Below are 19,507 nucleotides of genomic sequence, written 5' to 3'. Positions count from 1 at the left end.
GATCGAGAGTTACCTTACGCCGGGCGGAAGCCAAAGAGCGGTCCTAGGGCTCACAAGTGTCGCACCCTGGTTTGTCAGGAACTGAGAACAAGCAGAACAGAAAGGCCTACTGGCTGCAATCCCACCAGGACTAAGACCTAGGTGCTGAGCTGCAGTTACTAGCTTCACTTCAGCATGCGCACCATTACTCATCGATATAGCCAGTTCTCCAGCGTCAAGAGAATCAGCCCTTTGAATCAGAGTGAGGTTACTCCTCGCCCCAACAGCAGACAGATCAATGCCTCCACCAACGCCGTCGGCGTGCAACACCCCGGTAGTCCTGTACCGCTGGCCGCCTGACGGAATCAGAGAATGCAAGTCGTCGGCTCTATCGGTCAGATGACCTAGGTCGGCAGCCCCGCCGCCGCAGTTGTGAACCAGGACCGGCGTAGCCCCCGCCAGCACATAGTACGTGTGCAGATCACTGACAGTGAGGTTGTGAACCGTGGCCGTCGGCGCCGTCCAGCGCTTGACCGCGCCGATCTGGACCCGGGCGCCCGAGCCGGTGCTCAGCCACTCCCCCGCTTTCAGCGCAGTGGCGTCGATCCACTCGCCGAGTTCCGGGACCCAGAACGGATGGCCGTCGGTCGCCGTGACCGAGGCGATCTTGTCGCCCTTCTTGCCGTCCGTGTCGATCGTGACCTTGACGAGGTGCTTGACGCCCTTGCCCTTGATCTCGGCGGTGACCGTCTCGGTGCTCGTCTCGCCCGTTTCCGGATCGGTGGCCCGGACCTTGTCGCCGATATCGACGTCCCTGATCGCCTTCGTCGTGCCGTCGGCCATCAGCACCCTGGTACCGGGTGTGAAGCTGTTCACCGAGCAGGATTCCGCCGCCGACGACGCGGCTCTGCTGGTTCTCTTCCAGTCCTTGAACGCTCCCCAGAGCTGTTTCCCGAGAGCGACTATGCGCTTGCCCAGCGCCCAAGCCTTGTCGACGCGATACCAGTACTTGGCGACCAGCCTGCCGATCGGACCGCCGCTGATGACCGACGAGACGACGTTGACGACTGTGGCCCCGCAGGCCCCCAGACTTCCCGTGGTGAAGCAGTCCAGGGCGTCGGTGAGTCCGAGTTCGTCCGCAATGATCTTGCCCAGTTCCTTGGCGACCGCGATCGCCCGCTGCTTGGCCGCGTCCGCCTCGCGCTGCTTGACCGCCGCGGCGGAGGAGTGGCCGATGGCCTGCGCAAGTGTGATCCCGGCGGCCGCAGCGTTGGCGGACACGCGCGGCGGGCCCGGTACCACCCCGGGGGTGGTGTTCTCACACTGGGCACACGGCCGGGTCGGGCAGTCGATCTCGGCGCACATACCGGTGGGGTCGGCGATCGTGACCGGGTTGTTGTTGCCGTACGCGTAGCCGTTGATCTGCTGCGGGTTGTCCACGTTCAGCACCGGGTCGGCCGAGACGAACCTGCCGATCGAGGCGTCGTACTCACGCGCCCCGAGTCTCACCAGGCCGGAGGTCTCGTCGTTGGTGCCGCCGACGAAGCCCTTGTCGTCCACCCATTTCGACAGGTCCGACGAGTCGGTGTCCCGGCCGTTGCCGAACGGGTCGAGGCGGCGGCGTTGCGTCTCGCCGGTGACGGCGTCGACGGCGAGTTGCGCGGTGCCGTGGTGATCGCCGGCCAGGAAGGTGACGCCGTCCGTGTCGCGGACCGCGACGGTCTGGCCGCCGATGGAGTAGTAGCGGGTGGCCTTCACCCCGCCCGCCGACTTGTCGAGGCGCAGTTCCATACCGGGCAGGTAGAACGTCGTCTCCGACGCCGACTTCCGCAGCACCCGGCTGCCCGAGGCGTCGTACACGTACGACGATTCGGTGCCGTCCGCGTTTGTCACCTTGGTCAGGTCGTTCTGCTTGTCCCAGGCGAGCGACTGGGTGTCGCCGCCCAGCACACGGGTCTCGGTGTTCCCCGCGGCGTCGTAGGAGTACGTGTTCTGCGAGGTGACGGCGGGCGTCGTGGACGTCGCCGTCGTTTCCGCGACGACCTTGGTCAGCTGGTGCGGACCCTCACCGTTCTCGCCGTACTTGTACGTCTTCGTCGATGTCGCCGTGTCACTGATGCCGTGCGCTGTCTCGGATGTGCGGTTGTTGAGCGCGTCGTAGCCGTAGCTGTGCCAGTAAGGAGCCGTTCCGCCGACCGTGGCCGACGACGGGGCGGAAGCGCAGGCGGTGTCCGCGCTGCCCGTGCCGACCTTGCCGTCGGGCGTCACCTTGGACGTCCAGTTCTCGGTCGTCCGGCGCAGGTTGTCGTAGGCGAAGCACTGCGCGTCGCGGGTACCGCCGGTCGGGTCGTCGACGATGGACAGGACGTTGCCCGCCGCGTCGTACGTGTAGTCGGCGTCGTAGGCCAACGACGACGCCCCCTCGACGACGACACGTGCGTTGGTGAGACGCTGGGTCCCCTGCTCGTACTGGTAGTGCAGCGAGGTCTTCTTGTCGGAGGAGCCGCCGGTCGTCAGCGACATCCCTTCGAGCTGGTTCGTGGGGGAGTACGAGACGGACGGCACGTAGGTACCGCCGCCGAGGGAGGTGTTCAGGGCCGTGGGACGCTGCAGGGAGTCGTACATGTAGGACACGGACTCGGCTGCGAGTCCCCCCGCGGCCGGGAAGTTCTGGCCCGAGACGGTGCCGTCGTCGTAGTACTGGGTGTTGAACTGGTAGGTGCCGCCCAGCTCCGGCTCGGCCGTCTTGGAGAGGAAGTAGCTCGTCTGGCTGGGCTTGTAGTCGTTGTTCTCCTCCAGGACCGGGTAGGTCACCGAGGAGTGGACCGCGCCGTCCTTGTAGGAGTAGACGCCGTACAGCACGCCCTTGGCTGCGGTGTCGTACCTGGTCACCGACAGTTTGGTGCCGGTGTCGGCGGCACCCTGCCAGGTGGAGACGGGCCGGCTCAGGCTGTCGTACACCGTCGTGGTGGTGTTCTTGCGCGAGTCCGTGACGGAGGTCAGGCGGTCCAGGTCGTCGTAGGCGGACGTCGCCTCCCCGGTGTCAGGGTCGACCGTTCTGACCTTGCGGTGGCGCTGGTCGTACTCGTACGTCCATGCGTTGCCTCCGCTGTCCTTCACCTCGGCCAGCTCACCGGCCGGGGTGTAGCGGTAGCTCGTAGCGGTGTAGTCCGCCGATGTGCCGGACGGCACGGGGGCGGCACCCTTGTACTGGCGCAGTTCGACCGTGCGCTGACGTGCGTCCGTGATGGTCGTCGTCGCGGTCTCACCGGTCGGCGGGTCCACGTGCACCCGGTCGCCGCCGTAGGCGTAGGTGGTGCGGTACTTCTCCACCTGGGCGACCTTGAAGACCGACGCCGTGGTGCGGCCCACGCCGTCGAACTCCGTGACCGTCTGGGCATCGATGTCCTCGCCCAGCGGTGCGAAAAGGGTCGGAGTCGGGGCCTCTTTCGCGTAGTAGGTGCCGTTCGACTTCACGATGCGGCCGGAACCGTCGTAGTACGTGTCGGCGATCAGACGGCCGCTGTTCTGGCCCTTGGCCTGGATCTGACGTGGTCGCAGCAGACCGTCGTACAGCGTGTACTCGCTGCCGTACGTGCCGCCGTTCTCCACTCTTTCCGTACGCACATAGCTCGGGTCGGTGGTGCGGATCCCGTACGCGTACTTGATCGACGGAGAGTAGGACGCCTTGGCCCGGTCGGGGAACCAGACGGACGTCAGCCGGCCCATGCCGTCGTAGGCGAGGTCCGTGCGCTTGTTGTTCACGTCCACCTGGGCGGATGCCCGGCCCCACTGAGGGGCGTACTCGGTCGTGGCGACCCAGCCCAGGTTGTTGGTCTCCTTCTTGGAGGTGGCGAGCCCGTAGGTGTCGGTGTAGGTGATGGTCTTGGGTGTGTCCTTGGCGTCCTTCAAAGTCAGCGGACGGCCGTACTTGTCGTACGTCGTGGTCGAGACCGTCTGATAGGTCGCCGCTGTGCCGCTGTGTGAGGAGAGCCGCTTGAGAACGGTCGGACTGCCCGAGGTGGGTTCGGTACCCACGCCGGTCGAGCCGTCATAGAGGGTCAGGTCGTCGGAGATGACGTTCTTGGAGCGGTCGGGGGTCGTGCCGCAGTCGACGGCGACCGTCTCGACACGGGAGACGTACGCGTACATGTGCTTGGCCGCGTTGTCCGCGTACTCACTGCGGATGCACTGGTTGTCGGCCACCCCGGTCTCGCCGTAGTCGGCGACCTGGGTGATGCGCCCCGTGGTGTCGTCGTAGCTGTTGCTGGTGGCCACCTGGCGCCAGCCGCCCGAAGCGAGGGCGGTGTAGACGTCCGTCCTCGCCGGGCGGATGAACCGGGCGGTGCGGGTACCCCAGTCCTTGACACGAGTGGCGGTGACCTTGCTCCAGACGGTGTTCACCGTCTTGGAGTCGACCTTGGTGCCGTCGTAGGTGAGCGTCTCCAGCTCCAGGCCGGACTTCCAGTCGGAGTCCGGGTGGCTGGTACCCGTCGAGTCGGTCACCGACGACGACTTGGTGCCGCCGTCAGGATCCGTGTCCCCGTCCAGTCCCTGGAAGAAAACGTGCTCGGCCCTGGTGTTGGAGGCGCTGGTGGAGCCGTCGGACGTCTCGACGCGGACCTTCTGGTAGCCCCGCCAGTCGCTCCAGGTCAGGTACTCGGTCTTGCTCAGGCCGTCGGGCTTGGCCTTGCGCCAGCCGGCGTCCCCGACATAGGTGTACGACGTCACCTGATCCGGACTCCCACCGACCAGGTCCGTCTCCACGACGGAGGCGACCACATATTTGTGGAACCAGTCGGAGATCGGATCGGTCACACCCGGCGGATGCCATTTCACCGGGTAGCAGGCAGCCGTGGACTTTCCGGGAGCAGGCAGGCTCGATGCCTTGCATTCCGCGTCGGCGTAGTTGACGGACAGAACGCCGCCGGACCCGTTCTCGACCGAGGACATCCGGAAGCGGATGAAGGGCTGAATGTTGTCTCCGGCCACATCGACCCGGTTGGCGAGCTGCTTGCCGTGAAGCTTCACCGAAGGGACCGACACGTCGGTGCCGACGAGCCCCGTGTGATCGATGGAGTCGAGCCACAGGGACTTCGAGGCGTCACCGTTGTCGGTGAAGAGGTGGCCCAGTGCCCAAGCGTCCACGTCCTCGTACGAGCTGTCGCCACTGCGGACCTGCGTCGTGATCTTCGCGAGCTGCTTGCGGGTCCAGAAGGTGGGGGAATTCTGCCCGACGCACTTCGTGTCGGCCTTGCAGTTACGGTCCCACGGCACGTCGGGCCAGTCGGCCGCCGTGGAGTCGGTGAGCGCGGCGACGGAGCAGTCCGTCAGGTCACCGATGCAGCGTTCCTCGGTGCCGAAGACGATACGGGCCGACGCCTTGGTCCCGTACACCTCGCCGGCGCGCTGACCGTAGTCGGCGCGCTTGAGGTATCCCCCACGGACGTAAGACTTTCCGTTCTCGCCGGTCTTCAGGCCCTGGGTGTAGTGGTTGGTCTCCTTGTTGTAGAAGTACGACATGGCGTTGCCCTGCGGGTCCACCACGTAGTCGAGGTTCCAGCGCCAGGCCTGCGTGCAGAAGGCATTGGCGAAGGTCGCGTCGTAGCAGGGTTCGCCCGAGTCGTCTCCGTAGACGGGGGCGGTCCAGGTGGAGTCGGTCTCCTCGTTGCCCGTGGCAAAACCGGGAAGCTGGTTGAGGCCGAAGTAGTACTGGGTTCCGTCGTCGGACGTGACCTTCCAGTGCTCACCGTTGTTGTCGCCGTTCGTCGCGTCCTTGAGCTCCTCGACCTTGCTGAAGTCGTCCGAGGCTATGCGCCACTCGCCGGTGGTGTCGTCCTTGACGAGTTCTCCCGAGGAACCGCTCGCCAGGGAGATGGTGGCGTTGGCGCCGCCCCAGCACTGGTCCCCGTTGGTGTCGTCGTGGCCGTCGTCGCTGCAGGGCTTATAGCGGCGTTCGATGAATCCGGGCTCGTAGGAGAAGCCCTGCCCGACCCAGGATCCCTGGTTATTGGTGGTCGCGGTCTGGCCGTCGATGGACTGCGAGGTGTAGCCGAGGGCCACCTGGGGGGCGAGGCCGCCCGGTACGGGTGGGGCCGTGATCGGGTACGACCAGTTGAAGGCACCGGAGGCGGTCGAGACGCTCCACTGCGAGGAGGGCTGCAGTGAGGTGGCGCCGAAGTCTCCGTGGTCACCGGAGGCGGCGGCGGTGGCGGCGAGGACCGTGACCGGGGAGTCTGCCGCCGTCGTGCCCAGCCGGGTGGGGAGGCCGGGACTGTCGGCCGCTGCGGCGACCCTGGCGGTCAGGGTCCGCTCCACCGCGTCGTTGGTGCTGTCGAGCGGTTCGGGCGTGGAACAGGCCTTCTTCAGCGGGGTGGTCAGTACGCAGGCCGGGAATCGGACCAGGCGCAGTCGGGAGCCGTATCCGGCCCCGTAGGCGTCGGCGAATCCGGTGTAGTCGAGGGCGATCCGGACCGGCGCCCTGCTCGCGGCGCCGTCCGCGCGCGCCACCGTGAGCAACACGCCGTCGACGCCCGCGGCTTGTGCCTTTTTGCGGTCGAGGACCGCGACACGCACCGAGTCGGGGCTGGTGGTACCGGTGGCGGCGATCTCGACCGGGAGACCGGCGGCCTTGACGGGTCTCTCTTTCACCGCGGGCAGACCGACCTCGTCCGAAGCGGCCTTCGGCCAGTCGGTCTCGGCCGCGGACTTCACGGCTGCTTTCGCCGCGGGGTCCGGTTTGCCGTACGCGCGCGCCTTTATGTCCTTGCCCCGGACAGGGTCGTCCGAGTTCGTCTGTGCTCCGGACCTGGTCCGGTCACCGTCCGAGGCGGCGGCTTCGGGAACGTACTGCGGCAGGAGGCCGATGGCCAGTGCGACACCGAGCGCGAGCACCGTGCTTCGCACGGGTGCCCGCAGTCGCGAGCGGAAGGGCGAGCGCATGACAACTCCGTGGGAGAGGAAGTGAAGGCGATGAAAGAGCAGCGCGCGAAGGGGACGGACGGGCGCCTCCCTCTGGTCCGGGCGACCAGGACAGGGGGAGGCGCCCCCGGGTCATGCCGTCACGTCACGGTCTCCTCGATGCTCGCGCCGGCCGGAAGTACGGCGACGGTGGGCACGATGCTCGCGTCGAGCGCGCCGCGGTACATCCGGAGTTCGTCGACCGCGCCTGCGAAGTAGCCCGCTCCTGTCGATCCGGTCAGCGTCCGGCCGACCTGGAGCGATGCGGTGGTGAAGTCCCACGCGTTGTCCCAGGGGGTCTGGGCAACAAGGGTGCCGTTGACATAGAGCAGGACATCGCCGAAGACCGCCGAGTAGACGAGCGCGAGATGGTCTCCGTCGCCTTCGCTGCTCGGCAGCACCCCGTTCGCGTTGACTTCGGTGGTGGTCGCGCCCGCCGCGTCCTTGTCCGTCATGGTGAGCTGCCACCGACTTGCCGAAGCCAGGTAACGCACGCTGATCGCACTGCTGTTGGCGCCTGCCAGCGCCAGGACCGTCTGGTCCCTCGTCGATCCGGCGGCGGCCAGGCGGGCACGGGCTGTGAGCGTGAAGCTGTCCTCCTTGGCCAGAAGACCGGCCGCTCGGCCGGCGTACGCGTCCGTACCGTTCAGAACCAGGTGCCCGTCACCCCACAGAGGTTCGGCGGGTGGCACGCAGTCCGGGTCCGCCCCGGGGTCGCAGGAGTCGTCCGGCAGATAGATCGCGGCGCCGCCGCCGAGCAACAGACCGTTACCTCCGCCCTCCTCCGGGGCGAGTCCTGTGGTGGCGCTGTCGACCTGCCAGTAGGCGAGCTGATTCGCGGAGATGCCGCCGAGTTCCTCTCCCTCGGACTCCGGCACCACCCGGTCGAAGACCTTGACGTCGGCGATGCGTCCCTTGAAGTTGCCGGTGTAGCCGTCCAGCGACAGCTTGCGGCCGATCTGGAGCCCGCCGGTCGCGTTCCAGGTCGTGCGGCGCTTCTGGACGTCACTCTCGATCAGGTCTCCGTTGACGAACAGGCTGAGCGTGCCGAGCTCGCCGTCGTACACGCCTATGAGATGGGTCCAGCTGCCGGGTACGGCCGTGGCTCCGGACACCTTCCAGGAGCCCATCGACTCCATGTCGTTGATCGGGGTGCGGAAGGTCCACGACTCCGTGTCCACGTCGTATCCGAGGTCGAAGCCAGGGCTCGCGGTGCCGTCCTGACTGACGACGGTGACGTCGTCGGCCGGCCGTTCGGGCAGGTTCACCCATGCGCTCACCGAGAACGTGCCGCTCGTGTCGACGGCGGGACTTCCGGCGTCCAGATAGGAATTCTCGGAGCCGTCGAGGGAAGCGGCGACGTCCGCGGCGCCGAGAGGCCCCTCCGCGCCGAAGGCCACGCCTGACCCCGGAACGGCGTTGGGCGCCCCGCTCATGCCCGTCGCGGAAGCCGATCCCCTGGCGTCGCCCAGTGCCCAGCCCGCAGCCGGGGCCCTGCCGTCGCTGACGAGGAACACGAACGAGTTCGCGGTCTTCTGCGCGTTGCCCGCTCCGTCGACGGCTTTGGCCTCCACGTACATCAGGCCTTCGTCAGGCGGCATCCAGCGCACGGTGGCCGGCCCGCCTGTGGATACGGCGTCCACCGTCGTCCAGTCACCGTCCTTGAAGCGGTACTTGTAGTGGGTGACGTCCGCGGACGGTGAGTCGAACGTGAAGCTGCCGTAGTCCCCGATGCCCGCGTGCCAGGCATCGTCGTTCGGGTACTCGGTGGAAGTGATCACCGGAGCCTTGGGGACCGTGGAGTCGTGGATGAACTCGCAACGCGTCGCGTCTCCGGCAGTACTCCAGGGGCCCCATCCGGTGCCGTCGAAGCCGCGTACCGCCCAACCGATGGTGACGTTCTGCGGGATCGTGTAACTCGCGTCGTCCGGGTCGGCTTCGAGGTTGCTCCCCACGGTGTACGAGAAGGAGTTCCCGCCGGTGTTGCCACTCTTCGACGCGTCGACGGTGGTCCTGGGCCCTGTGGTGGAGTATCGGTCGTAGGATGTGCCGCCGACCGTCCAGAAGACGTGGAACTCGGCTCGGAGACTCTCGGTGTTGCCTCCGGCGTCGCCGTGGTCGTAGTCCTTGATGAACGCGGTCAGCCTCGGTGCCTCGGAGACATAGTGCTCAGCGGCGTTGCCGTATTCGCAGGACCCGCCGGGCGTCATCTTCAGGTCGTCCGTGGCAGGTTGCAGCGGCGGCCTGTTGTAGGTGACAGAAAGATGCGCGTTGCCACAGAAGCGCTTCCAGTACGCGTAGTCGCCCTCTTCGACCGCCTTGAGCCGGAACGTCGTGGTGTCCCAACTGCTGTCGGCGGCTTTCTGGACCGTGCTCTGCACGTTGAAACGGACGTTCTGATTCGTGGATGAGCAGGAGCCGGCCGGGTTGGTGGGCGACTCCGTGGTCAGGGCGTCCTTCGAGCTGGGCTGATTGCCCCAGTTCGTGGAAGAGCTGATCGCGCTCGCACCGGTCGAGTTGACCCGGCTCAGCTGCACGCCGCGGGCGGAGTCCGAATAGGTGTGAACCATCGTCACCGCGAACTCGGCCGACACGATGTCCTTGCCCTCGAAGGCCCCTGTCGGGATCGCGAAGAACTGTCGCTTGACGTCGTTGACGGTGTCGGAAGCGCAGAGGGCGGAGATGTTCCTCGGGCAGACGCCCACCCCTTCGTCCTTGTCGAACTTCCAGAACTCGGCGGACGAGTGGTAGGAGGACACCATGGTCCAGCCGGTACGGTTCGCGGTCCTCACGACGGGGTCTATGTACACCGGGTAGACGGTGTCCGCACCGGTGAGCAGCTCGGCGTCAGGCTTCAGCGTCAGCGTGTCGGCGGTCATCTCCACCGCAACGTCGGCTATCCGCGTTCCGTCTGGCGGGACCACCGCGCCACTCGCCCCGGCGTCGGGCCCCGGCGTGGAGGAGTCCGTGGATGCCGCCGCGCCCGATTCCCTGGAACCCTTGCTGGAGTCCCACATCACGGGCTGCGGTGCCTCGAAGACAGTGCCTCCGCTGCCGGTGTCCTGCGCCTCAAGGCCCCCGTTCTCCGTCGTCGCCAGCTTGACGGACCTGGTGTCGACCGGTAACTCAAGATCGGCCAGCTCCGGATGCGCGGCAGCTTCGGCGCTCTTGACGACCAGGACGTGCGAGAAGCCCTCCGCACTCGCCGTGATGTGGAGGTCGACGCCGTCAAGCACGTCGCGGTACGTGGCGGTGGATCCGTCGATCTTCGGCGTGGGCAGCGCGTGCGGCCAGTGCAAACCGAGTGCACGCCCGTCCTTCTCGATCTCGGCGAACGCCCCCTTACCGCCTCCGGAGAAGGTCATGGCGGTCAGCGCGGCCTTCGGTGCGAAGCCCCCGTTGTCCTGCTTCACCAAAGTGGTGTCGATCTTCGCCCACTCGCCGTCCTTGCGGGTACGGACAGGCTGGACGTACTCGGTGGTCGTGAAGGTGCCGTCTGGGTTGGCGACAGTGGTGCTCCGCTCGTCTCGCAGCGCCAACACCTCCACTTCCGTGCCGGACGAGGCCGCCTCGGCCTGCGCGTCGGAAGTTCCGAACGCTCCCCGCTCTCCCCCGGCCGCCGCAGCCGCTCGGCGCGGCTCACCACTGGCACCGGGTACGACCGCAAGACCGGTGACCAGCAGCGCGGTCAGAACAGTGGTCACCACGGCAACCCGCCGGTGTCTTCGAGCGATGATCACGTGACGCTTCACCGTGGTGTTTCTCTCTCTCGCCATGTCGCGGGTCACCCGACCACGCCGAAGGCCGTGCCTGCGTCGGGAATCCCGCCCTCACCGGGCTGGAAGGTTGTCGTGCCGGTGTTCGTTGAACCGTCGATGACAGACCAGGGGATGGCGTAGAGCACACCCCGCGGGGTGGCGGAAGCCTTGCTGTAGGGCACGCCCAGGTACAGGTTGGCGCCGCCCGAGGTCATGCTGATACCGGTGTAGTCGCGTGAGGTCGCCGTGCCCGGCAGGGCACCTGTGCCGGCCGTCCGGCTGAGGATCTTGTCGTTCGCGCCGATCGAGGTGTCCAGCGGACGGAGAATCTGCACGGCACCGGCGTCCTTGACCGATCCGACGTCCCGTCCGGGAATACCTACCGCCAGCCGGATCGTGGCATTGCTGCTCACCACGGTAGTGTCGGTGTTGGCGACGGTCACACGCTGGCCGAAGAAGTCACCTGCGGTGGGAAACCCCTCCACGCCGTCGGTGCTGGAGTCGACCGCGGCCAGCTCGGTGTATGCGCCTGATGGCTGGATACGGATGACGGATGCGGCACCTGCGCCTGTCACCGAGCCCACCGCCTCGCCGGGCACGCCGATCGCCAGCAGGGCATCCGAGTTGTAGGTCTGATCGCCAGGCCGGAAGTTCGTCATGTCCATCGCGGTGCCGAACTGGTCATCGGGTTCCGCCACACCGGCCAGCCCTTCGCCCGTGGCGCCCTGGTCGAGCCCGGCCAGAGCGGTGGGCACGTTGTTGGCCAGGGTGTGGTTGAAGACCGTGACCGCACCGGCGAAGGTCGCCTCCGTGCCGATCGTCTCGCCGGGAGCGCCCACCGCGAAGTAGCGGTTGGTTCCCGTCAGCGAGTAGCCGAAACGGTCGTGAGCCTCAACCGTTCCGGGCACTCCGGCGTCGTCCTGGTTGACCGTGGTTCTCGTCGCACCTTGCTGATAGTGGATGCAGCCCGCGTCCGCGTAGTCGGTCCCATCACTGCTGACGTTCTCCCCCGGCACACCGATGGCCAGGTAGCCGGCTCCGCCCGATGTCGTACCCGACTGCAGGGCGAACCCGAACCGGTCGTACTCCTCGGTGACCGTGGCTGAATCGAACTGGGCCTGGGTGTAACTCTCTACGGCGGAACCCGCGCCGATCCCGGCGGCGGTGCCGTGGATCACGTAGACGGCACCGGCGTCGTGCAGGTCGGCACCGTCCTTCGTGACGTCCTCGTACGGCGCCCCGACCACCAGGTCGGTACAGCCGTCACCGTCGACGTCGTACGCGGTGCGAGAAGCCCCGAACTGGTCGCCCCGCTCCGGTACGGCGTTCATCCCACTGGTCGCCTGGGAGATCTCGAAGACTCCCTTGCCGCCGCTGAGAACCACCCGGACAAGGCCGGCCCGCACCGCACCGCTCACGGTGGCGTTCGGGTCCGCGACAACCGTGTCGGTGACGCCGTCCCCGTTGAAATCCGTCGCGGTCCCGCCGACGCAGGCTGCTGCCTGCGCCGGTTGTCCAGACGAAATTGCGCCGGTCGCTGCAAAAATTATCGCTGCCACTGCGGCCAGCCCGACTGAGCTCATGCGCCTACGCATGAGTCACCCCCGCCCTCCAGTTGTTTTGCTCTCTCAACGCAATAGATGCAGATGGAAACAACAGGATTGGACTAACCGCCCCTGGAGCAGCGGCAAATGTAATGGTTGACGTCACACACATGTCAAGACCTTGTCCGTTTTACGCCGGAGAAACTGCCCCAACAGCTATAAAAGAGAAGATCATCATCTTCCAGATAAATAGTGGACAAGTGACGCCATGCCACCCACCCCTACTTGACGAACCTTCAGCAAGAGCTTCATATTTACTTCACCTTTAGCTGCAGCCTGCTCGACAACCCGTCACAACTGCACCTCACCCAGTCGACACACGCTGGTACGGATCGGGCATATCGGTCCGACTTGAGGCCACAGCTCCGACATCGAGAAAATGAGGACGCGAACACCTGTGATTCGCCTGTGGGTCTGCCTGACCGTCGGTGCAGCCGTGATCGCGAGCCTCCTAATGGTGGACACACAAAGCAGTACCGCCGCCGGACGCAATGAATCCACTCACGCCTACGGCTCGCACGCCCGGCAGAAGCTCGACGCTTACTGGAATACGGCAGATTCCGCGCAGCCAGGTGTTGTCATCCTGCACGGGGGGTACTGGTACGAGGATTCCGGTTGGGCCACCTGGTCGCGGTACTTCGCAGACAACGGCTACGCCACTTTTTCAGTCGACTACCGGCTGAATTTCGACGCCGCCTGGCCCGCTCAGCGGTCAGATGCAATTTCGGCCATTGACTGGATAAAGTCCAACGCGGCCAAATTCAACCTGGACGCCGAGCACCTCGTGGTCCTCGGTTCGTCCGCGGGTGGCCACATCGCGACCACGCTGGCCACCTACGGCTCCGGCGCCGACCGGCTCGACGGTGTGGTGGCACTCTCCCCCGTCGCATCGCCCTACCGCGCGTGGAACGACGGGAACCACGATGCCAGTACGGCGAAGGAGCGCAAGGTCCGCGACAACGCGACGATCCTGGCGCGCTGCTTCCCGGACGAGGCGGACGTCGACACGTCCATGCACGCGAGCTGCTGGGACACCTGGAAGGACATGGTTGCCAAGAATCGTGCTTCCGGTGCCAATGACGCCCCCATGTACCTGATCCATTCCGAGGGGGACTTCGTCCCGGTCCAGCACTCGCTCGATCTGGAAGAAGCCGAGGAGATCGGCCACGACATGCCTCCGGCCGGGGTCACGGTCGAGACGGTGCCCGGAAGCAGTGCGCACGGAGGCGGTCTGCTGGACGTGCACGGTCTGCCGGACAGAGTCCTGGCCTGGATCGCCAACCACACTTCCTAGGCAGGACATCACGCTCTTGAAGATCACTTTTCTGCTGCACAACGCCTACGCCATCGGTGGCACGGTCCGCTCCACGCTCAACCTGGCCGGCGCGCTGGCCGCACGGCACCAGGTCGAGATCGTCTCGGTCCTGCGTACCGGGGAGACGCCTCTCCTCGGCGTGAGCGGCAAGGTCCGCCTCGTCCCGCTCGTGGACGAGCGCCCGGACTCGTCGGCGTTCGACGGCGGACATCCCTTCGCGGCCCGTCCTTCCCGCGTCGTGCCGCCCACCGAGGTCCTCGCGCACCGCTACACGGAACTCACGGACGAACGGTTGCGCCGCTTTCTCGACGAGACGGACGCCGATGTCGTAGTCGCGACCCGTCCCGCGCTGGTCGTCTTCCTGGCCGAGCACGGTGCGTCCCGCTACCTGCGCATAGGGCAGGAGCACCTGTCGTACGACAATCACGTCCCCGGAGTCCGGGTGGCGCAGAACGACGCGATGGCGCATCTGGACGCCTTCGTCACCGTTTCGGCGCAGGACGCGGCGGATCACCGCACGCGGTTACCCGGCCTGAGGACTCGCATCACCGACATACCCAACGCCGCGCCGAGGCCAAGGGCCGAACGCTCCGACACACAGGCCCCCCTGGTGGTCGCCGCAGGACGTCTGATGCCGGTCAAGCGGTACGACCTCCTCATCGACGCCTTTTCCAAGGTGGTCGCCGTACACCCCGACTGGCGACTGCGGATCTACGGGCAAGGGCCGGAAAGCGCCGCCCTGCGTGCCGCCATAGACGAACTCCGGCTGAACGACCACGTGTTCCTCATGGGACCGCACACGACCATGGAGACGGAGTGGGCCAAGGCCTCCATCGCCGCCGTGAGTTCGGACTGGGAGTCCTTCGGCATGACGATCCTGGAAGCCATGCACGCCGGTGTTCCCGTGGTCGCGACCGACTGTCCGCACGGCCCCGGCGAGATCATCACCCACGGCTCGGACGGTCTGCTGGTGAAGCCCGGGGATCCGGCAGCGCTCGCCGCCGGGCTGCTGCGACTGATCGAGGACGCGGATCGGCGACGGTCCATGGGTAAGTCCGCCAGGGCGACCGCGCAGAAGTACTCCCCGCGACAGATAGCGGACCGGTACGAAGTGCTGATCGGTGAACTACGGGAGGCCCGGACCTCCCCGGCGGCCAAGGTCACGCGCCAGGTGCGCCGCATGGTGGGCACGCTGCGGTCCGTCGCGCGGGGAGCGAGCACCACGCCTCCGACGGTCGCCGCCGTCCCGGCGGTGGCCTCGGTCCCGGACGACCGGCCGCGGCCGCTGCGCCCGAAGGGCGGCTGCACCACCGACTCGGCCGGCGGCATACGTATGACGGTGAACCCGTCGGGAGTCTCCGGCGACGCCCTCGCACTGGTGCTGCGCCAAAGGCACGGTGACGGCGAGGTGCGTGTCCCGCTGGAGCGGCCGAGCGGCGCGAAGTCACCGTGGACCGCGGAGCTGACTCACCGGCGGCTCGCTCTCGGTGAGGGGCGTTGGGACCTGCACGTCGAGCGCTCGGAGGACGGCGCGTCACGACGGCTCAGAGCTGGGCTCGTCGAACAGCGCGGACTGCTGGGCGCGAGACCCGGGGCGGGGACCTGCGAAGCGGGCCGGGCGTTCGCCTGGTGGATCCCTTACCCGACCAAGGACGGCTACCTGGCCCTGCGGACCTTCAGCCGCGCCGCCCACGCGGAAGCCACCGCTCTGCACACCGACGACGGCTCCCTGTCCTTACGGGGCATGCTCTACGGGGCCGTGCTGGGCCGGGGCGCCGTACTGTCGGGGGTTTCCCGCAGCGGGACCGCGCACGACTTCGAGGCACCGGCGACCTCCGACGACGGAGGAGAGACGTTCCAGGCCCGGCTGACGTCGCTGTCCCGTCCGACGGATGCGGACAAGTCCCTGTGGGACCTCTTCGTCCGCCCCTCCCACTCCGCCGAACCGATACGTGTGGGACGGATCGTCGGCGACATCGTGGACCGTAAAGGGACGGACAGGCATCCGCGTACGGCGCTGGTAACGGCGGCGGACCTGCCGGTTCAGGCCCGCTTCTTCTTCACCGTCACCAACGACCTGGCGATCGACGCCGTGTGACCTACCTTCCAGGCCCCTGCCAGGCCCCTGCTAGGCCGACTTCCGGCCGCCGCCCTGTCCACCCCTCGTTCCGCGGTTGCCCGCGCTGCCCGAACGCATTCCCGTGGCCGCACCACCGCGGCCACGGGTACCGCCGCCGACGCCGCCGCGACCACCGCCACCGCCACCGCCACCGGACCGCGTACCGGCGGACCGCGTACCCGCGGCAGCCGCTCCACGGCCGCCACCGCCACCGCCTCCGCCACCACCGCGCCGCGCCCGCGGCTTCCCCTGCGACGGCTGAGCGACCGCGGGCTCCGGTACGGAGATGACGACGGGAACCCCGGAAGGCTCCCGCGCCCCGGTGATCCGTACGAGCTCTTCGTCGCTCGACTTGACGCGGGCCGTGTGCGGACTGATCCCCGCGTTGGTCATCAGCTGCGTCATGTCCCGCTTCTGCTCCGGCAGGACCAGCGTGACCACGCTGCCGGACTCCCCCGCGCGAGCGGTGCGCCCGCCCCGGTGCAGGTAGTCCTTGTGGTCGGTCGGCGGGTCGACGTTCACGACGAGGTCGAGGTCGTCGACGTGGATGCCGCGGGCCGCCACGTTGGTCGCGACGAGGGCGGTCACCAGACCGGTCTTGAACTGGTCGAGCGTGCGGGTGCGCTGCGGCTGGGAGCGTCCGCCGTGCAGCGCGGAGGCCCGTACGCCGTTGGCGAGCAGCCGCTTGGTGAAGCGGTCGGCCGAGCGCTTGGTGTCGACGAAGAGGAGCACGCGCCCGTCGCGGGCGGCGATCCGCATCGCGACGGCCTTCTTGTCCGTCTCGTCGGCGACGTGCAGCACGTGGTGCTCCATCGTCGTCACCGCGCCGGCCGAGGGGTCGACGGAGTGCACGACGGGATCCGTGAGGTACATCCGCACGAGCTTGTCGATGTTCCTGTCCAGGGTCGCCGAGAACAGCATGCGCTGACCGTTCGGCTCGACCTGGTTGAGGAGCGCCGTGACCTGGGGCATGAAGCCCATGTCGGCCATCTGGTCGGCCTCGTCGAGGACGGTGATCCGCACCTGCGCGAGGGTGCAGTCGCCCCGGTCTATCAGGTCCTTGAGGCGCCCCGGTGTGGCGACGAGCACCTCGGCACCGCGCCGCAGCAGGGCGGACTGCTTGCCGATGGAGAGCCCCCCGACGACGGTCGCCATCCGCAGGTTCACAGCCGTGGCGTACGGCGTGAGCGCGTCGGTGACCTGCTGCGCGAGTTCGCGCGTGGGCACCAGGACGAGCGCGAGGGGCGCCTTGGACTCGGCGCGCCGGCCGGCGGTGCGGGCGAGCAGCGCGAGGCCGAAGGCGAGGGTCTTGCCCGAGCCGGTACGGCCCCGGCCGAGGATGTCGCGTCCGGCGAGGGAGTTGGGCAGTGTGGCGCCCTGGATCGGGAAGGGGTCGGTCACACCCTGGGCGCTGAGGGTCTTGCCGAGCGCGGCCGGCATGTCCAGCGCGTCGAAGGACTCGACGGAGGGCAGCGCGGGCGTGATCGTCTGCGGCAGGGTGAACTCGCGCGGCGGGGCGGCCTGCGCGATGGGCTTCTTGCGTACGTTTCTGCCGCCGCCGTTCGCGGGGGCCGCCTGGCCTCCGCCGCGTGTGCCACGAGAGCCGCGAGAACCCCGGGAATTCGCCGGTCGCCCGCCGACGGGTCGTTCAGGACGTTCGGATCGAGTCATGCTGGATCTGGAGTTCCTTCCTGGGCCGCACGGTCTCCCGTGCTTTCACGGTCTCCCGTGCTCTGGGACACACGGACAGCACAAGCCGGGGCCCGCACCCGAAGGTGCGGACCCCGGCTCGCGTGATGCGCGTCCCGGAATTAGGCGGGAACGATGTTCTCCGCCTGCGGGCCCTTCTGGCCCTGCGTGACGTCGAAGGAGACCTTCTGGCCCTCCTGCAGCTCACGGAAGCCAGAGCTGGCAATGTTGGAGTAGTGGGCGAAGACGTCGGCGCCGCCGCCGTCCTGCTCGATGAAGCCGAAGCCCTTTTCGCTGTTGAACCACTTCACGGTGCCAGTAGCCATGTCATTTCTCCTTGGATAGGTGTGGCTCCCATCCGGAAATGACCGGAAAAACAAAACGCGCCTGAGAGAGAATCCTTTCAGGCGCACAAGTTAATGGGTACCAAAAACGTTTCGCTATGAACCCTAGCACACGAATCGGCGGGGCTGCCACGACGTGACACGCCGCACGACAGCCCCGCCGCTCACTCGAATCACTCGAACACGATCTTCGTCAGGCCAGCGGGCCCGTCACCGGCTCCACCGCCGCGACCAGGTGGCCGCCGCGCACGAAGGCGTCCGCCGCGGCGAGGTCCGGGGCGAGGAAGCGATCCGGCCCGGGGCCCCCCGCTCCGGCGGCCCGGACGGCGGTGATGGCGGCCTGTGAGGCCGGCGCGGGCGTGAGTCCGGTACGCAGCTCGACGGCGCGTGCGGCGGCGTACAGCTCGATGGCGACGATCCGGGTCAGGTTGTCCACGGCCGTACGGAGCTTGCGGGCGGCCGACCAGCCCATCGAGACGTGGTCCTCCTGCATCGCGGAGGACGGGATGGAGTCGGCGGAGGCGGGTACGGCGAGCCGCTTCATCTCGCTGACCAGGGCGGCCTGCGTGTACTGGGCGATCATCAGGCCCGAGTCGACGCCGGCGTCGTCCGCGAGGAAGGGCGGCAGCCCGTGCGAGCGGTTCTTGTCGAGGAGGCGGTCCGTGCGGCGTTCGGCGATGGAGCCGAGGTCGGCCGCGACGATGGCGAGGAAGTCGAGCACGTACGCGACCGGGGCGCCGTGGAAGTTGCCGTTCGACTCGACCCGTCCGTCGGGCAGGACGACCGGATTGTCGACGGCGGCGGCCAGTTCGCGGTCGGCGACCAGCTGTGCGTGGGCCATGGTGTCGCGGCCGGCGCCCGCCACCTGCGGGGCACAGCGCACCGAGTACGCGTCCTGCACCCGCGGGGCGTCGTCCTGATGATGGCCGGTCAGCTCCGAACCCTTCAGCACGGCCAGCATGTTGGCGGCGCTGACGCTCTGGCCGGGGTGCGGCCGGATGGCGTGCAGTTCGGGCGCGAGGACCTTGTCGGTCCCGAGGAGCGCCTCCAGGCTGAGGGCGGCCGTGATGTCTGCGGACTTGTAGAGGTTGTCGAGGTCGGCGAGGGCCATGATCAGCATGCCGAGCATGCCGTCGGTGCCGTTGAGGAGGGCCAGGCCCTCCTTCTCCCTCAACTCGACGGGCTCGATGCCGTGCTCGGCGAGCAGTTCACCGGCCGGGCGGACCTCGCCGTCCGGGCCCTCGGCATCCCCCTCGCCCATCAGCGTCAGGGCGCAGTGGGAGAGCGGCGCGAGGTCGCCTGAGCAGCCGAGCGAGCCGAACTCGTGGACGACCGGGGTGATCCCGGCGTTGAGGACGTCGGCCATGGCCTGCGCGACGGACGGGCGTACGCCGGTACGGCCGGAGCAGACGGTCTTGAGCCGCAGGAACATCAGGGCCCGTACGACCTCGCGTTCGACGCGCGGTCCCATCCCGGCGGCGTGCGAGCGCACGATGTTGCGCTGCAGTTGCGCCCGCAGCTCCGGGCTGATGTGCCGGGTCGCGAGGGCTCCGAAGCCGGTGGAGACCCCGTAGACGGGTTCGGGTTTGGCGGCCAGCGCCTCGACGATCTCGCGGGCAGCGGCGAGCGCCGCCACCGCCTCACCGGAGAGCTCGACCCGGGCGCCGCCGCGCGCCACGGCCAGCACGTCGGACGCGGTGACCCCGCTCGTCCCCACCACCACAGAGTGCATATCCATA

The 19,507-nt window shown here is 67.7% G+C and carries 8 protein-coding genes; 2 read left to right on the top strand and 6 right to left on the bottom strand.

Features of this window, described 5'->3' with window-relative positions:
- Window positions 1-9: 9 nt before the first annotated feature.
- From ACIOKD_RS05145 to ACIOKD_RS05135, 3 genes are all read right to left on the bottom strand, one after another.
- On the bottom strand, window positions 10-6,921 hold the full coding sequence (locus ACIOKD_RS05145; protein WP_402078348.1) for a polymorphic toxin-type HINT domain-containing protein: 6,912 nt from the start codon (window positions 6,919-6,921) through the stop codon (window positions 10-12).
- Window positions 6,922-7,040: 119 nt separating this feature from the next.
- Window positions 7,041-10,643 carry a LamG-like jellyroll fold domain-containing protein gene (locus tag ACIOKD_RS05140; protein ID WP_402078346.1) on the bottom strand — a complete coding sequence of 1,201 codons (3,603 nt, stop codon included), beginning with the start codon at window positions 10,641-10,643 and terminating at the stop codon, window positions 7,041-7,043.
- Between the two features lie 80 nt (window positions 10,644-10,723).
- Window positions 10,724-12,280, bottom strand: a complete 1,557-nt coding sequence (locus ACIOKD_RS05135; protein ID WP_402078344.1) for an FG-GAP and VCBS repeat-containing protein — start codon at window positions 12,278-12,280, stop codon at window positions 10,724-10,726.
- Window positions 12,281-12,698: 418 nt separating this feature from the next.
- Here ACIOKD_RS05135 and ACIOKD_RS05130 point away from each other — a divergent pair, with 418 nt between their 5' ends.
- Window positions 12,699-13,595: an alpha/beta hydrolase gene (locus ACIOKD_RS05130; protein ID WP_402078342.1), complete on the top strand. Its 897-nt coding sequence runs from the start codon at window positions 12,699-12,701 to the stop codon at window positions 13,593-13,595.
- Between the two features lie 16 nt (window positions 13,596-13,611).
- Window positions 13,612-15,714, top strand: coding sequence for a glycosyltransferase family 4 protein (locus ACIOKD_RS05125; protein ID WP_402078340.1), 2,103 nt, complete (start codon window positions 13,612-13,614; stop codon window positions 15,712-15,714).
- Between the two features lie 30 nt (window positions 15,715-15,744).
- Here ACIOKD_RS05125 and ACIOKD_RS05120 read toward each other — a convergent pair whose 3' ends face one another.
- From ACIOKD_RS05120 to hutH, 3 genes are all read right to left on the bottom strand, one after another.
- Window positions 15,745-17,406 (bottom strand): DEAD/DEAH box helicase, encoded by a 1,662-nt coding sequence (locus ACIOKD_RS05120; RefSeq protein ID WP_402078338.1) that lies wholly within the window; start codon window positions 17,404-17,406, stop codon window positions 15,745-15,747.
- Between the two features lie 140 nt (window positions 17,407-17,546).
- Window positions 17,547-17,750, bottom strand: a complete 204-nt coding sequence (locus ACIOKD_RS05115) for a cold-shock protein (RefSeq protein WP_006126182.1) — start codon at window positions 17,748-17,750, stop codon at window positions 17,547-17,549.
- 211 nt (window positions 17,751-17,961) lie between these two features.
- Window positions 17,962-19,500, bottom strand: coding sequence for a histidine ammonia-lyase (gene hutH / locus ACIOKD_RS05110; RefSeq protein WP_402079201.1), 1,539 nt, complete (start codon window positions 19,498-19,500; stop codon window positions 17,962-17,964).
- Window positions 19,501-19,507: the final 7 nt, after the last annotated feature.

The sequence above is a fragment of the Streptomyces sp. NPDC087844 genome (assembly GCF_044742785.1).
Classification (GTDB): Bacteria; Actinomycetota; Actinomycetes; order Streptomycetales; family Streptomycetaceae; genus Streptomyces.
This window is presented reverse-complemented; position numbering and strand designations above follow the sequence as displayed.

Coding starts and splice junctions, on each gene's coding strand:
- ACIOKD_RS05145 (WP_402078348.1), bottom strand. CDS start 6,921: ATGCGCTCGCCCTTCCGCTCGCGACTGCGGGCACCCGTGCGAAGCACG.
- ACIOKD_RS05135 (WP_402078344.1), bottom strand. CDS start 12,280: ATGAGCTCAGTCGGGCTGGCCGCAGTGGCAGCGATAATTTTTGCAGCG.
- ACIOKD_RS05120 (WP_402078338.1), bottom strand. CDS start 17,406: ATGACTCGATCCGAACGTCCTGAACGACCCGTCGGCGGGCGACCGGCG.
- ACIOKD_RS05115 (WP_006126182.1), bottom strand. CDS start 17,750: ATGGCTACTGGCACCGTGAAGTGGTTCAACAGCGAAAAGGGCTTCGGC.
- hutH (WP_402079201.1), bottom strand. CDS start 19,500: ATGCACTCTGTGGTGGTGGGGACGAGCGGGGTCACCGCGTCCGACGTG.